Annotated in this window: 16 protein-coding genes; 12 read left to right on the forward strand and 4 right to left on the reverse strand. The window is 62.6% G+C overall.

Annotated features, from left to right (window positions below; all coding sequences use genetic code 11):
* Positions 1-8: 8 nt before the first annotated feature.
* Positions 9-452, reverse strand: a complete 444-nt coding sequence (locus AFIDRAFT_RS04710; protein ID WP_009338048.1) for a YbgA family protein — start codon at positions 450-452, stop codon at positions 9-11.
* Between the two features lie 157 nt (positions 453-609).
* Complete coding sequence (locus AFIDRAFT_RS04715; RefSeq protein ID WP_009338050.1) at positions 610-1,311, reverse strand: winged helix-turn-helix transcriptional regulator; 702 nt, start codon at positions 1,309-1,311, stop codon at positions 610-612.
* Between the two features lie 174 nt (positions 1,312-1,485).
* Here AFIDRAFT_RS04715 and AFIDRAFT_RS04720 point away from each other — a divergent pair, with 174 nt between their 5' ends.
* Complete coding sequence (locus tag AFIDRAFT_RS04720) at positions 1,486-1,707, forward strand: tautomerase family protein (RefSeq protein ID WP_009338052.1); 222 nt, start codon at positions 1,486-1,488, stop codon at positions 1,705-1,707.
* A 60-nt stretch (positions 1,708-1,767) separates the two neighbouring features.
* Here AFIDRAFT_RS04720 and AFIDRAFT_RS04725 read toward each other — a convergent pair whose 3' ends face one another.
* Together AFIDRAFT_RS04725 and AFIDRAFT_RS04730 are read right to left on the reverse strand one after the other, a co-directional pair.
* Entirely contained in the window at positions 1,768-3,384 is a 1,617-nt protein-coding gene (locus AFIDRAFT_RS04725; protein WP_009338054.1) for a phosphoenolpyruvate carboxykinase, read from the reverse strand.
* A 159-nt stretch (positions 3,385-3,543) separates the two neighbouring features.
* Complete coding sequence (locus tag AFIDRAFT_RS04730; protein WP_009338056.1) at positions 3,544-4,281, reverse strand: HugZ family pyridoxamine 5'-phosphate oxidase; 738 nt, start codon at positions 4,279-4,281, stop codon at positions 3,544-3,546.
* Between the two features lie 223 nt (positions 4,282-4,504).
* On the opposite strand from AFIDRAFT_RS04730, the gene AFIDRAFT_RS04735 reads away from it, so the two are divergent.
* From AFIDRAFT_RS04735 to modA, 11 genes are all read left to right on the forward strand, one after another.
* Entirely contained in the window at positions 4,505-5,209 is a 705-nt protein-coding gene (locus tag AFIDRAFT_RS04735) for a response regulator transcription factor (protein ID WP_009338058.1), read from the forward strand.
* 74 nt (positions 5,210-5,283) lie between these two features.
* Positions 5,284-7,116, forward strand: coding sequence for a sensor histidine kinase (locus tag AFIDRAFT_RS04740; RefSeq protein WP_009338059.1), 1,833 nt, complete (start codon positions 5,284-5,286; stop codon positions 7,114-7,116).
* The gene (locus AFIDRAFT_RS04745; protein ID WP_009338062.1) at positions 7,113-7,556 is read left to right on the forward strand and encodes an HPr kinase/phosphorylase; all 444 of its coding nucleotides are present in this window, start codon (positions 7,113-7,115) and stop codon (positions 7,554-7,556) included. Before AFIDRAFT_RS04740 ends, AFIDRAFT_RS04745 begins: the two co-directional genes overlap by 4 nt.
* A gap of 211 nt (positions 7,557-7,767) precedes the next feature.
* A complete protein-coding gene (locus AFIDRAFT_RS04750; protein ID WP_002718288.1) occupies positions 7,768-8,169 on the forward strand; it encodes a PTS sugar transporter subunit IIA in 402 nt (133 codons plus the stop codon).
* 3 nt (positions 8,170-8,172) lie between these two features.
* Entirely contained in the window at positions 8,173-8,469 is a 297-nt protein-coding gene (locus tag AFIDRAFT_RS04755) for an HPr family phosphocarrier protein (protein WP_009338065.1), read from the forward strand.
* A 103-nt stretch (positions 8,470-8,572) separates the two neighbouring features.
* Positions 8,573-10,378 carry a translation elongation factor 4 gene (gene lepA / locus AFIDRAFT_RS04760; protein WP_009338066.1) on the forward strand — a complete coding sequence of 602 codons (1,806 nt, stop codon included), beginning with the start codon at positions 8,573-8,575 and terminating at the stop codon, positions 10,376-10,378.
* Positions 10,379-10,529: 151 nt separating this feature from the next.
* The gene (locus tag AFIDRAFT_RS04765; protein ID WP_009338067.1) at positions 10,530-10,712 is read left to right on the forward strand and encodes a YegP family protein; all 183 of its coding nucleotides are present in this window, start codon (positions 10,530-10,532) and stop codon (positions 10,710-10,712) included.
* A 134-nt stretch (positions 10,713-10,846) separates the two neighbouring features.
* Positions 10,847-11,770 (forward strand): penicillin-insensitive murein endopeptidase, encoded by a 924-nt coding sequence (gene mepA / locus AFIDRAFT_RS04770; RefSeq protein ID WP_009338068.1) that lies wholly within the window; start codon positions 10,847-10,849, stop codon positions 11,768-11,770.
* A 195-nt stretch (positions 11,771-11,965) separates the two neighbouring features.
* Complete coding sequence (locus AFIDRAFT_RS04775; protein WP_009338069.1) at positions 11,966-12,175, forward strand: TOBE domain-containing protein; 210 nt, start codon at positions 11,966-11,968, stop codon at positions 12,173-12,175.
* The gene (locus AFIDRAFT_RS04780) at positions 12,175-12,678 is read left to right on the forward strand and encodes a hypothetical protein (RefSeq protein WP_009338070.1); all 504 of its coding nucleotides are present in this window, start codon (positions 12,175-12,177) and stop codon (positions 12,676-12,678) included. The genes AFIDRAFT_RS04775 and AFIDRAFT_RS04780 overlap by 1 nt, the downstream gene beginning before the upstream one ends.
* A 257-nt stretch (positions 12,679-12,935) precedes the next feature.
* Positions 12,936-13,748, forward strand: coding sequence for a molybdate ABC transporter substrate-binding protein (gene modA / locus AFIDRAFT_RS04785; protein ID WP_009338071.1), 813 nt, complete (start codon positions 12,936-12,938; stop codon positions 13,746-13,748).

Raw genomic sequence — 13,748 nt, forward strand, 5'->3', positions numbered from 1 at the left:
GCCGTTTCCTAGCGGCTGACGATGACACCGATCACGTTCGGCACCGAACGGAAACGATCTTCCCATTCGAGCCGCGCAGCCGTGCGGTTTTCCGGCGTCAGCAGGCCGCGCTTTTCCGCGAGAATCATCCAGCAATAACCCCACCAATCGGTGAGGATGCCCTCGTCGCCGAGCAGATCGTAACCGTGCTCGGCCGCGAACAGGCGTGCGCGATACTCGTCGAGCGTGTCGAGAAACTCGTGGTCCTCCACCGAGAGCATGTCGTCGGAAATATCCTCGATGGTGTAGCCCCACACCGACATGCAGACCGCGTTGAAGGCACGGTCGATCTGGTCGTCGTCGATCATCTGATGACGTGCGGCGGCATGCAGGCGTGTCAGTGTCCGCGCGAAATCGGCTATCCGGGTCATGGCGACGGCATTGAGCGCGGTATTGGACGCGATATCGGACATGGCACCCTCGAAACAAAGGGGCGCCTCCAGCGGCGCCCGGCGAATCACCATGCTACAGCAATCGTTAAAAATGTTCTATATTTGTTCTTTTCGCTAAAGGCCCGCAGGAGCGCCGGTTTTCGGCATCCGGGCGCATTCCGGGCGGCCTCCGGCGTGTTCAGGCCACGCGCTTCTCAACCTTGGCGAAGCTGCTCAACCCGAGCCAGGTCTCCAGACCGGCCTCGAGTTCACGGCTGCCCGTCACGACCAGTCTTTCATCGGACTTGGCCCGGGCGATGGTCGTGTAGCCCATCCAGATCTCCGTCATCGTGCGCAGGTCGGTGACGAGATAAAGATCGACCTCGAAGCCGGGATCAATCGAACACAAATCGACCTCGTCGCCAGGCCCGACAACCAGCCACCAGTTGCGCTTGCTCTCCACCAGGTCGGTCAGGATGACCTGGATCGTGTGACGCTGCTGCGGCGGCATCGACTTCGGCGCGATCCGGCGGCGGATGTCCCACATCAGAAGATTGGGATCGAGATTGTCGAGCGACGATTTCGTGCTCACCCAGCGATGCCCCCACACGCCGACATGCTCGATGATCGGCTTCAATTCTTCTCCGGCCGGTGTCAGCCGGTATTCGTAAAGGTCTGGACCGGCCGCCGATTTTGTCCGGGTGACGACGCCTGCGGCTTCAAGCTCCTTGAGTCGCTTCGACAACAACGCCGGAGACATCCGCGGCACGCCGCGGCGCAATTCGTTGAAGCGCGTCGATCCGCAAACGAGTTCGCGCAACACGATCAGCGTCCAGCGCGTGCACAGGATTTCGGATGCCATCGCGACAGGGCAGAACTGGTTATAGCTGCCTTCGGCCATCGATCCCTCCGCAGGTCATGGAAGGCCCGTGTTTTACGCCTCTCCAACCGCTGTCTCCAGTTCAGATTCTGTACCGGGGCGATTCAGTTCCTGAACTGGCCGGGCCGGCGGCGGCGTGGGAATGCAGCGACAGCGGCGAGATCGTCTCGCGGCAGGCAACGAAGGAACGTTCCAATGCCATTGGTCGATATTCAACTCATCGAAGGCGTGTTCGACACAAGCCAGAAGCAGGACATGATCCGCAAGGTCACGGATGCGATGGTGGCGATCGAAGGCGAAGCGATGCGCGGCGTCACATGGGTCCGCGTGCACGAGCTTCCGGGCGGCAACTGGGCCATCGGCGGCAAGAGCCTCTCTGCAGCCGACGTCAAGGGAATGCAGCGCAAGAGCGCATGACCCGCACAGGCCAATAAAAAAGGGCGGCTGCAAAGCCGCCCTTTCGTTGCAATGACATCCCTACTCCGCGGCCTGTTTGAACTCGGGCGCGGCGGCCAGCACGTCGGCATCGACGAGCTTTTCGAACTTGGCGAAGTTCTTCTGGAACATGCCGACCAGGCCCTGCGCCGTCTTCGCAAACTCGGCCTTGTCCTTCCATGTCGTGACGGGATCGAGGATGTCGGCCGGCACGCCGGGGAGTGACGTGGGGACCGCGAAGCCGAAATAAGGATCGGTACGGAACTTGGCGTCGCGCAGCGAGCCATCGAGTGCTGCAGTCAGAAGCGCCCGCGTCACCTTGATCGGCATGCGATGGCCGACGCCAAACTTGCCGCCGGTCCAGCCGGTGTTCACCAGCCAGCAGTCGACGTTGTGCTCGGCGATCAGCTCGCGCAGCATCTTGCCGTAGACGGTCGGGTCGCGCGGCAGGAACGGCGCGCCAAAGCAGGCGGAGAATTCCGGCTGCGGCTCAGAGCCCAGGCCCCGCTCGGTGCCCGCGACCTTGGCGGTGTAGCCCGACAGGAAGTGATACATCGCCTGCGACGGCGTGAGTTTCGCGATCGGCGGCAATACGCCGAAGGCGTCGGCGGCGAGCATCACGATATTTTTCGGTTGCCCGGCGCGGCCGGTCGGCGACGCATTCGGAATCGCGTCGAGCGGATAGGCCGAACGGGTGTTCTCGGTCTTGGAGCCGTCGTCGAAGTCCACGGCGCGAGTCGCGGGATCGACCGCGACGTTCTCCAGAATCGCGCCGAACCGCAGGCTGGCGTCGTAGATCGCAGGTTCCGCTTCACGCGAGAGGCGGATGGTCTTGGCGTAGCAGCCACCTTCGAAGTTGAACACGCCATCCGGCCCCCAGCCGTGCTCGTCGTCGCCGAGCAGCGTGCGCCCCGGGTCGGCGGAGAGCGTCGTCTTGCCGGTGCCGGACAGGCCGAAGAACACCGCCGCGTCGCCCTTGGGGCCGACATTCGCGGAGCAGTGCATCGGCATCACGCCCTGCTCGGGCAGATAGAAATTCAGCGTGGTGAACACCGACTTCTTCATCTCGCCCGCGTAATGGGTGCCGCCGATCAGCACGATCTTGCGGGTGAAGTCGATCGCCACCACCGTTTGCGAGCGCACGCCGTGACGCGCGGGATCGGCGCGGAAGCTCGGCAGGTCGATGATGGTGAGTTCGGGCACGAAGTCCGCGAGCGCCGCCGTCTCCGGCCTGCGCAGCATCGTGCGGATGAACAGCGAGTGCCAGGCAAGCTCGGTGTAGACGCGGGTCCTGATCTGGAATTTCGGATCGGCGCCGCCATAGAGATCCTGCGCGTAAAGCGTCATGCCCTCGGCATGCTTGATGAAGTCGGCGTGAAGTGTTGCGAACTGTTCCGGCGTGATCGACTGGTTGGTGCTCCACGACATCGTCGTGTCGGTGAGCGCATCGCGCACCGTGAACTTGTCCTTCGGGCTGCGGCCGGTGAACTCGCCGGTCTCCGCGCACAGCGCACCCTCTTGCGTCAGCTCCGCTTCATAGTTCTGCAACGCATGTTCGTAGAGGGCGGCCGTGCCGAGATTCCAATGCACGGCCTTGAGGTCTTTGAGACCGAACTTGTCGACGCCGAACGCGCCGTTATGTACGCCACTCTGCTCCACGGAATGTTCTCCCCTTGTGCCGCGCATTTTACGCAGTCGTTCATTTGCGGTCGTTCAACTTGATGGGCGACATTATCGCCTCGAAAACGGGCTGACGACGAACCCGCCTTTCGCCTTTAGTCGTGCCTAAAGCGTTGGCGGTAAATCAAGCGATTTCGATCAACCGGCCTTTGCACGCGCTTGCGCGGCCAACTCCTTCAGAACCATCCGCAGGACCTCGGGAGTGGTCACCCGCTTCGGGAACGCCAACCGCAAGTACCGCCCTTCCGAGGCGAGATCGAGGCCATCGGGATCGCAGGCCACGCAGTGCCAGTCGGCCGCCGGGGCGCCTGCGAGATGGACAGCGTACAAATTCATCGTATCGCGGTGATCGGTATTAAGATGCGTCACGATCGCCTCCTCCGCCGCCAGCAGGCTTCCCGCATCGTCGATCGCGGTCAGAAACCGGAACGGCGGCAGATCGACGATGCGGCCAAACCCCGCGACCAGATGCACGCCGGTGGGAAAGACCTTGAGAAAGGAGAAATCGGCGAAGCCGGCGAAATCCGCGGCCGAGGGGTGAAAAGCGAGGTACCGCCGCCTGATCCGGGGCAGATCGTCCGGCGCCGCCGCCCTAGCCTCGCCCGCCAGCATGATCCGCGCGCCCTCGAGCGGATCGCCCTCCCGGCGCTCGTCCAGCATCAGGGAGACACGGGAGTCCGAGGCGATATTTTTGGTATGCAGCGCCAGCGCCGACACCAGCAGGAGCGGCGCGCCATCGGCGTCCGGCGCCACGTTAACCAGCGAACAATAGGGGGCCCCGCTGTCCGCCATCAGCGTCGCCAGTGCGCCCTGGCGGCTGGATCGGAGCAAGTCGCGGACCATTCCGGCGGAATCGGACGATAACGACGGTTTCATGGTCCAGAACCTTTCTTGAAATTAAAGGACTTTTTCCGAGCAAAAGGTGGTTCTTTTCGTGGTTTCGCGCATTATATGAGTGAAATCAGGTTGATTTGCCGGGGGTGTGGAACCCGGTCACATTTCAGCCCAGCTTGCATTGCTCGTGGATTATCCCGATTGCCTTATTTTGCTCGGCATCAGGGTCTCAACCAGACGCATCAAAACGCTCGGAAACCAGACCATGCCAACAATCGCTCTCGTTGACGACGATCGCAACATTCTCACTTCTGTCTCGATCGCGCTGGAAGCCGAAGGCTACCGGATCATGACCTATACCGACGGCGCCTCCGCGCTGGACGGCTTCAAGACCAGCCCTCCGGACATGGCGATCCTCGATATCAAGATGCCACGCATGGACGGCATGGAGACGCTGCGGCGCCTGCGCCAGAAATCCGACCTGCCGGTGATCTTCCTCACCTCCAAGGACGAGGAGATCGACGAACTGTTCGGTCTCAAGATGGGTGCCGACGATTTCATCCGCAAACCGTTCTCCCAGCGCCTCCTGGTCGAGCGCGTGAAGGCGGTGCTGCGCCGCGCGGTGCCGAAGGACCCCACCGCCACGCAGAAGGAATTGGACGCCAAGGCGCTGGAGCGCGGCATGCTGCGCATGGACCCCGAGCGCCACACCTGCACCTGGAAGAACGAACCGGTGACGCTGACGGTCACCGAATTCCTGATCCTGCAGGCGCTGGCCCAGCGCCCCGGCGTCGTGAAAAGCCGCAACGCGCTGATGGACGCCGCCTATGACGATCAGGTCTATGTCGACGACCGCACCATCGACAGCCACATCAAGCGCCTGCGCAAGAAGTTCAAGGTCGTCGACGACGATTTTGAGATGATCGAAACGCTTTACGGCGTAGGCTATCGTTTCAAGGAAGCCGCCTGAGCGGCTGTCCACTTTGCAATCGAAGCTGACGGCGGGCTTCCTGACATCAAGGTGCCCGCCGCAACGATAGGCGAATGGGTTTACGATTGCTCGATCGCACGCAATCAGATCAATCGAAGACCACCGGCGGTGCTGAACCGGCCGACTTCGCGGCTGACGACACCGTTGAGGATTTCGCGCCCGCCGAGACTCGCGCCAAACCGCTCAGCGTGTTCCAGCGCGCCAGCCGCTATTTCCTTGCCCTGACATTCTCCAGCCTGACGCGGCGCATCGTCTCGCTCAATCTCGCGGGACTGATCGTGCTGGTGGTCGGCATTCTCTATCTGTCGCAATTCCGCGCCGGACTGATCGACGCGCGCGCGCAGAGCCTTCTGGTGCAGGCTGAAATCATTTCGGGCGCGATCGCCGCCTCCGCCACCGTCGAGACCAACGCCATCACCGTCGATCCGGATCGCCTCGGCGACCTCAAGACCGGCGAGAGCTATGGGCCGAACGACGAAACCCTGTCCGGCATGGACTTTCCGATCAACCCGGAACGCGTCGCCCCGGTGCTGCGCCGCCTGATCTCGCCGACCAAGACGCGCGCGCGCATCTACGACCGCGACGGCGTGCTGCTGCTCGACAGCCGCAGCCTGTACGGACGCGGCGACGTGCTGCGGTTCGAACTCCCCGCGCCATCCGACAGCAAGCCCGGCCTGTGGGAGCGCACGGTGATCGCCATCCGCACCTGGCTCAATCGCGGCGACCTGCCGCTGTATCGCGAGTTGGGGCCCGAGAACGGCAACGGCTACGGAGAGGTGCAGCAGGCGCTCGACGGCCAGAGCGCGAGCCGCGTGCGGATCAACGACCGCGGCGAGGTGATCGTGTCGGTCGCGGTGCCGGTACAGCGATTCCGCGCGGTGCGCGGCGCGCTGATGCTGTCGACACAGGGCGACGACATCGATGAAATGGTCACAGCCGAACGTCTTGCGATTTTGAAAGTGTTCGGCATCGCCGCCATTGTGATGATCGCGCTGTCGCTGCTGCTCGCCTCGACCATCGCAGGCCCGGTACGCCGCCTCGCCGACAGCGCCGAGCGCGTGCGACGGCGCATCAAGACCCGCGTCGAAATTCCCGACTTCTCCCAGCGGAGCGACGAGATCGGCCATCTGTCGCAGGCGCTGCGCGACATGACCGGCGCATTGTATAAACGCATCGACGACATCGAGCGGTTTGCCGCCGACGTCGCGCATGAGCTGAAAAATCCACTGACCTCGATGCGCTCGGCCGTCGAGACGCTGCCGCTGGCGCGATCCGACGACAGCCGTGGCCGCCTGCTCGCTGTGATCGAGCACGACGTGCGCCGCCTCGACCGCCTGATCTCGGATATCTCGGACGCAAGCCGCCTCGACGCCGAATTGCAGCGTCAGGATGCCGAGCCGGTCGACATTCGCCGCCTCTTGGAAACGCTGACCTCCGTCGCCAACGAGACGCAGCAGGGTCATGAGGTGAAGGTCGAAACCCGCTTCGAGGGCACGGCGTTCGATGCCTTCTCGGTGCCCGGCCACGATTCGCGCCTCGGCCAGGTGATCGCCAATCTCCTCGCCAACGCCCAGTCCTTCTCCAACCCCGGCAGCAAGGTCCGCGTCACCTGCCGCCGCCGCCGCGATCAGGTCGAGATCGTGATCGACGATGACGGTCCCGGCATTCGCCCCGGCGCGTTCGAGAAAATCTTCGAGCGCTTCTACACCGACCGGCCGCATCAGGGCTTCGGCCAGAACTCCGGATTGGGTCTGTCGATCTCGAAACAGATCATCGAGGCGCATGGCGGAAAGATCTGGGCCGAGAATCGTGCCGGTCCGTCCAATGCCGACGGCGACACGCGCGTCGCCGGCGCGCGCTTCGTGGTGCGGCTACCCGCGACATGACGCCGCCACCCGCCAGCGTTCACGCCTCCGCCGTTTGTGTCGGCGAACAGGCCATTCTCATTCGCGGCGCCTCCGGCACCGGCAAGTCGCGCCTCACGCTTGATCTCATTCTCGCGGGCCGCACCGGCGTCATCGCGGAGACGCTGCTGATCGGCGACGATCGCGTGCGTCTCGATACGCGAGACGGCCGTCTCTTCGCGCACGCCGTGCCGGAGCTTGAGGGCATGATCGAAATTCGCGGCCTTGGCATCCGCCGCTGCGCATTCGTCCCCGAGGCCGCAGTCGCGCTGGTGGTCGATCTGGCGGCCCCCGACGCAGTGCGGCTGCCCCCGCCCGAGCGGCTCAAAACCTTGATTTCAGGGGTCGAATTACCCCGGATTCCAGTCGCTGCTGGAAAAAACCCGTTGCCGCTGGTGCTTGGGTTCCTCACCACGAATTAACCTTCCGGTCATCTGGCCGCAGGGCTCATTCGGATTGCCGGAAGGGATTTGGTAACCATATAAATCCCACTATAACCTCCAGTTTAGCCGGCACGGCTCCCTGCGGTTTGAGCGGGGGCAATGCCATTGACCCTCTTGCGCCCAAGCGCGGGATGGTCAACATGTGGCCCTTTCGTGCGGTGCACCATAACGCACCCGCGAGGAGTCTTTGATGATAGGTCTGGTTCTGGTGACCCACGGGCGTCTCGCCGACGAGTTCAAGGCGGCGCTTGAGCATGTCATGGGTCCGCAAAAGCAAATCGAAACGATCACAATTGGCGCGGAAGACGATGCCGATTTGTGTCGCAGCGATATTATCGAAGCCGTCAAGCGCGCCGACAGCGGGCAAGGCGTTGCGATTCTCACCGACATGTTCGGCGGCACGCCCTCGAACCTCGCGATCTCCTGCATGAGCCGCCCGAAGGTGGAAGTGCTTGCGGGCATCAATCTGCCGATGCTGGTGAAGCTCGCCAAGGTGCGCGAGGAGAAGTCGCTGCCCGATGCGATCGCGGCCGCTCAGGAAGCCGGGCGCAAATACGTCACCATTGCCAGCCGCGTTCTGGCAGGAAAATAGGTCATGGCGGGCGAGCAGACGTCACAGGCCGATGCCATCGTCCGGGAAATTCCCATCACCAACAAACGCGGCCTGCATGCGCGGGCATCCGCCAAGTTCGTGCAGACGGCGGAGAAGTTCGATGCCGAGATCACCGTCACGCGCAACGGCGAGAGCGTCGGCGGCACCTCCATCATGGGCCTGATGATGCTGTCCGCAGGCATCGGAACCTCGATCACCGTCGCCGCCACCGGCCGCGAGGCTCGCGAAGCGGTCGAGGCCATCACCACGCTGGTGACGAACAAGTTCGACGAAGAGTAACGCCGTTCCCTCGCACGGCCCGCCCCCGCATATCCGTCATTTTATCTCCCAAAGCGGCATTCGGCCTTTGCCGGAAAATGCTGCAAATGCTATCCCCGCGCGCATGACAACCACCCCGATATCGAACATCCGCAACTTTTCCATCGTCGCCCATATCGACCATGGCAAATCGACGCTGGCCGACCGCCTGATCCAGACGACGGGTGGGCTCGCCGAGCGCGAGATGAAGGAACAGGTGCTCGATTCTATGGACATCGAGCGCGAGCGCGGCATCACCATCAAGGCGCAGACCGTTCGCCTTCACTACAAGGCCAAGGACGGCAAGGACTACATCTTCAACCTGATGGACACGCCCGGCCATGTCGACTTCGCCTACGAGGTCAGCCGGTGCCTCGCCGCCTGCGAAGGCGCGCTCCTCGTGGTCGATGCCTCGCAGGGCGTGGAAGCGCAGACACTCGCCAACGTCTATCAGGCCATCGACAACAACCTCGAGATCGTTCCGGTCCTGAACAAGGTCGATCTTCCCGCCGCCGAACCCGAGCAGGTCAAGCAGCAGATCGAGGACGTGATCGGCATCGATGCGTCCGATGCCATCATGGTGTCGGCCAAGACCGGCATTGGCATTCCCGACGTGCTGGAAGCCATCGTCACGCGCCTGCCGCCGCCGAAAGGCGATCGCGACGCGACGCTGAAGGCGCTGCTGGTCGATAGCTGGTACGATGTTTATCTCGGCGTCGTCGTTCTGATCCGCGTCGTCGACGGTGTGATGAAGAAGGGCGACCGTATCCGTATGATGGGCACGGGTGCCGCCTACGACGTCGAGCGCGTCGGCTTCTTTACCCCAAAGATGACGCAGGTAGACGAACTCGGCCCCGGCGAAGTCGGATTCATCACCGCGGCGATCAAGGAAGTCGCTGACACCCGCGTCGGCGACACCATCACCGACGATCGCAAACCGGTCACCGAAATGCTGCCGGGCTTCAAGCCGGCGATCCCGGTGGTGTTCTGCGGCCTGTTCCCGGTCGACGCCGATGACTTCGAAACGCTGCGTGCGGCGATGGGCAAGCTGCGCCTCAACGACGCGAGCTTCTCGTTCGAGATGGAAACCAGCGCGGCATTGGGCTTCGGCTTCCGCTGCGGCTTCCTCGGCCTGTTGCATCTCGAGATCATTCAGGAGCGCCTGTCGCGCGAGTTCAATCTCAACCTGATCGCGACCGCACCGTCCGTGATTTACAAGATGCACCTCACCGACGGGCAGGAGATCGAGATTCACAATCCGATCGACATGCCGGACGTGGTGAAGATCGCCGAGATCGAGGAGCCGTGGATCGAAGCGACGATCATGACGCCGGACGAATACCTCGGCTCGGTGCTCAAGCTCTGTCAGGAGCGGCGCGGCACCCAGAAGGAACTCACTTACGTCGGCAGTCGCGCGATGGCGAAATACGAATTGCCGCTCAACGAAGTGGTGTTCGATTTCTATGACCGGCTGAAATCAGTTTCCAAAGGCTACGCCTCGTTCGACTATCACCTCACCGACTACAAGGCGGCGGACCTCGTGAAGATGCAGATCCTCGTCAACAACGAGCCGGTCGATGCGCTGTCGATGCTGGTGCATCGCTCGCGCGCCGAGGGCCGTGGCCGCGCCATGGTCGAGAAGATGAAGGAACTGATTCCGCCACACATGTTCCAGATCCCGATTCAGGCGGCGATCGGCGGCAAGGTGATCGCGCGTGAAACCGTGCGCGCGCTGCGCAAGGACGTCACCGCGAAGTGCTACGGCGGCGACATCACGCGTAAACGCAAACTTCTGGAGAAGCAGAAGGAAGGCAAGAAGAAGATGCGGCAGTTCGGCAAGGTCGACATTCCGCAGGAAGCCTTCATCGCCGCGCTGAAGGTCGATAGCTGAGAGAGATCGGCATTCTCACCGGCAAAATTCCGGTTGAATGATTTCATCAAGACCGGCACATCATACCGCGCGCCGATCCAACGCGCCTTGACTCCGCTCCGCCATGCCCCGACGCTTGCCTCCGCATGTATCTCAAGCAACGGAGGCAGCGATGGCCTACAGGTTTGAAGTCTACAAGGACAAGGCCGGAGAATTCCGGTTTCGTTTCAAGGCGCCGAACGGCGAAACGATGTGCAGTTCGGAAGGTTACGCGCAAAAGGCCTCTGCATTACACGCGATCGACTCGATCAAGCAGCACGCGCCGGGAGCAACCATCGACGATCAGGCCAAATAGCCTTTTCATTTTGAATGTGTTTTATCGATTGAGAATCCCCGGTTCCCGCCGGGGATTTTTTAATGACACACCTTGAAAGCTTCACACCGGCCGCTTCGCCTCGTTTGGAATTGCGTGATGGGTTATAAAGCGGCATGAGATTCGTGCGCCTGATTCTCGCTCTCGCTTGCTCTCTCGCACCCTTCGCGACGCTCGCGCAGGACAAAGGCACGCTGCATCCGCAACCTCTGCCGCCGCTCGCCAATCCGAACGATCCGCATCTCGCCGCGAAGCAGTTGTTCGGGCGCGAACTTGCGCCGGCGAAACTCGCGCCAAGCTCGATCGGCTTCTACGCCAAGGGCTGTCTCGCGGGCGCGCAGGCGCTGCCGATCGACGGGCCGACCTGGCAGGTGATGCGGCTGTCGCGCAACCGCAACTGGGGCAACCCCGCACTCATTGCCTTTCTGGAAAAGCTCGCGGCCAGGGCGCACAAGCTCGGCTGGCCGGGCCTCTTGGTCGGCGACATGTCGCAGCCGCGCGGCGGGCCGATGTTCACCGGGCACGCCAGCCACCAGATCGGGCTCGATGCCGACATCTGGCTGACGCCGATGCCGAACCGCACGCTCACGCGCATGGAGCGCGAAAACATGTCCGCGGTGCAGATGGTGCGGAAGGATCGTCTCGACATCGATCCGAGCGTCTGGACGCCCGAACATCTCAAGGTCATTCGCGCCGCCGCCGAAGCGCCGCAGGTCGAGCGCATCTTCGTCAACGCCGCGATCAAGAAAGCGCTGTGCCGCGAGGCCACCGGCGACCGGCACTGGCTCTCGAAGATCCGTCCGATGTATGGCCACGACTATCATTTCCACATCCGCATCAAATGCCCGGCGGGCAGCGCGGGCTGCGAGCCGCAAACGCCGCCGGATCACAACGAGCATTGTGCGCCCAAGGATTTCGCCTACTGGTTCAGCGACGCGGTGCTGCATCCGAGACCTCCGAAGGTGCCGCCGAAACCGAGGCCGCCCTTGACGTTGGCGGACCTGCCCGCCGCATGCCGCACGGTTCTTCATGCGCGCTGACTGAAGATCGCGGTCTCATCGCCCCTGTCATTAGTTTAGAAAATTCTAAAGTATAAAGCCTCTGAAGACGCCGCGCGCCGCTTGCTCATCCGAGCGTCATGCCGCATCCTGCAACTTTCCGGCACACACAATCCTGCCATTTTTTCGGAGCGTACCCTCCATTCCGAAGCCGACGAACCTCATAAGGAGACACACTTGCGCATCAGTGCCCGTAACCAGATCAAGGGAAAAGTCGTCGAAGTGACCAAGGGTGCGACCACGTCTCATGTCCGCGTTGATATCGGCGGCGGCCAGATCGTCACTTCGGCGATCACCAACGAAGCGGTCGATGAACTCGCCCTGAAGAAGGGCGATAACGTGATCGCCGTCATCAAGGCGTCCGACGTGATGATCGCGGTGAACTGATGCGCAAGCCTCTTGCCCTCGCCATCCTGATGCTAGGCCTTGCGCCCGCTTACGCGGCCGAGCCTGCCGGCTGCGAGCACTTCAAATGGCCGGTGACGCGCGAGCGCGCGCTCCTGACCACGCCCGATCTTCCCACTTTGAAATCGGGCGTGGATGCGCCGACGCTGCCGCCTCTCGCGGTAACGTTGTCGTTGCCCCCCGTGGCGGACGCGGGATTGCCGAAACCCTCCGAACGGACGCAAAAGCCGGGCACCTTTGCCGGATACCTGCGCCTCGGCCAGATTCCCGGCGGAATCTATACCGTCAGCGTCTCGGATTCCGCATGGGTCGATGTCATTCAGGACGGCAACTATCTCAAGCCGACAGAATTCAGCGGCGTGACCGGCTGCAACGGCATCCGCAGGACCATGAAATTCAGTCTCGCTGCCGGCTCCACGACCGTGCAGATCAGCGGTGTCGCGGCCAATGCGATCAAGCTCGCGGTGGTGCCCTCCTCCGATTGAGGAGACCACCGCATCGCGGCACGCAACCCATTGCCCTGTACCCGGCCAGAACATTGGCGCGGCTGGACAACCCGCCAAAGTGCGGCAGCACCGACCCTTTACGCGCCCGTCCTGCCTGATATGGTGCGCCTCGCACGACGCTTTGGCCCGCCGTAAGCCCGCCAAGGCCTTTGGAACGGCGCTTCCAATTTCTTATCTTCCCATCCGACATCAGGACTCCGTCCAGATTTTTCAGACGGAGGGATATGGAGCGCCTCATGCAATTGTTTTCCCGGATTTTTCTTGCCGCTGCGCTGGTTAGCGCGCCGCTCGCCACGCAGGCCTTCGCCCAGGATGCCAAGCCCGCCGCCGCAACCTCAGCCAAGACATTCATCAACTTCGCCGCAGCCTCGATGAAGAACGCGCTCGACGATGTCGACGCCGCCTATGCCGCGAAGTCCGGCAACAAGGTCACCGCAAGCTACGCCGCCTCGTCCGCGCTCGCCAAGCAGCTCGAACAGGGCGCGCCTGCCGACGTCTTCATCTCGGCCGACACCGCCTGGATGGACTACGCCATCAAGAACAAGAGCGTGAATCCCGCCACCCGCATCGACCTGCTTGGCAACAGCATCGTCCTGATCGCACCGAAGGATTCCAAGATCAGCCACGTCGACATCAAGCAGGGCTTCGATCTCGCCAAGCTCGCCGGTGACGGCAAGGTCACCACCGGCGACGTCAAGGCCGTGCCGGTCGGAAAATACGCCAAGGCCGCGCTGGAGAAGCTCGGCGCGTGGCAGGCCGTCGAGCCGAAAATGGCGATGGCTGAAAACGTCCGCGCCGCGCTGGCGCTGGTGTCGCGCGGCGAAGCCGTGCTTGGCATCGTCTATTCCACCGACGCCAAGGTCGATCCCGGCGTGAAGATCGTCGGCACCTTCCCGGCGGATTCGCATCCCCCGATCATCTATCCGGTGGCGGCGACCGCCACCGCCAAGGACGGCACCGCGGACTATCTGGCGTTCCTGAAGAGTTCGGCGGCAAAAGCCACGTTCGAGAAGTACGGCTTCAGTTACCTGATCAAGCCGACCTCATAA

The organism is Afipia sp. 1NLS2 (assembly GCF_000178995.1).
GTDB lineage: Bacteria > Pseudomonadota > Alphaproteobacteria > Rhizobiales > Xanthobacteraceae > Afipia.

Bases quoted from the DNA above. Each gene is read 5' to 3' on its own strand.
- AFIDRAFT_RS04710 (WP_009338048.1), bottom strand. From the start codon at position 452: ATGTCCGATATCGCGTCCAATACCGCGCTCAATGCCGTCGCCATGACC.
- AFIDRAFT_RS04715 (WP_009338050.1), bottom strand. From the start codon at position 1,311: ATGGCCGAAGGCAGCTATAACCAGTTCTGCCCTGTCGCGATGGCATCC.
- AFIDRAFT_RS04720 (WP_009338052.1), top strand. From the start codon at position 1,486: ATGCCATTGGTCGATATTCAACTCATCGAAGGCGTGTTCGACACAAGC.
- AFIDRAFT_RS04730 (WP_009338056.1), bottom strand. From the start codon at position 4,281: ATGAAACCGTCGTTATCGTCCGATTCCGCCGGAATGGTCCGCGACTTG.
- AFIDRAFT_RS04735 (WP_009338058.1), top strand. From the start codon at position 4,505: ATGCCAACAATCGCTCTCGTTGACGACGATCGCAACATTCTCACTTCT.
- AFIDRAFT_RS04740 (WP_009338059.1), top strand. From the start codon at position 5,284: ATGGGTTTACGATTGCTCGATCGCACGCAATCAGATCAATCGAAGACC.
- AFIDRAFT_RS04745 (WP_009338062.1), top strand. From the start codon at position 7,113: ATGACGCCGCCACCCGCCAGCGTTCACGCCTCCGCCGTTTGTGTCGGC.
- AFIDRAFT_RS04750 (WP_002718288.1), top strand. From the start codon at position 7,768: ATGATAGGTCTGGTTCTGGTGACCCACGGGCGTCTCGCCGACGAGTTC.
- AFIDRAFT_RS04755 (WP_009338065.1), top strand. From the start codon at position 8,173: ATGGCGGGCGAGCAGACGTCACAGGCCGATGCCATCGTCCGGGAAATT.
- lepA (WP_009338066.1), top strand. From the start codon at position 8,573: ATGACAACCACCCCGATATCGAACATCCGCAACTTTTCCATCGTCGCC.
- AFIDRAFT_RS04765 (WP_009338067.1), top strand. From the start codon at position 10,530: ATGGCCTACAGGTTTGAAGTCTACAAGGACAAGGCCGGAGAATTCCGG.
- mepA (WP_009338068.1), top strand. From the start codon at position 10,847: ATGAGATTCGTGCGCCTGATTCTCGCTCTCGCTTGCTCTCTCGCACCC.
- AFIDRAFT_RS04780 (WP_009338070.1), top strand. From the start codon at position 12,175: ATGCGCAAGCCTCTTGCCCTCGCCATCCTGATGCTAGGCCTTGCGCCC.
- modA (WP_009338071.1), top strand. From the start codon at position 12,936: ATGCAATTGTTTTCCCGGATTTTTCTTGCCGCTGCGCTGGTTAGCGCG.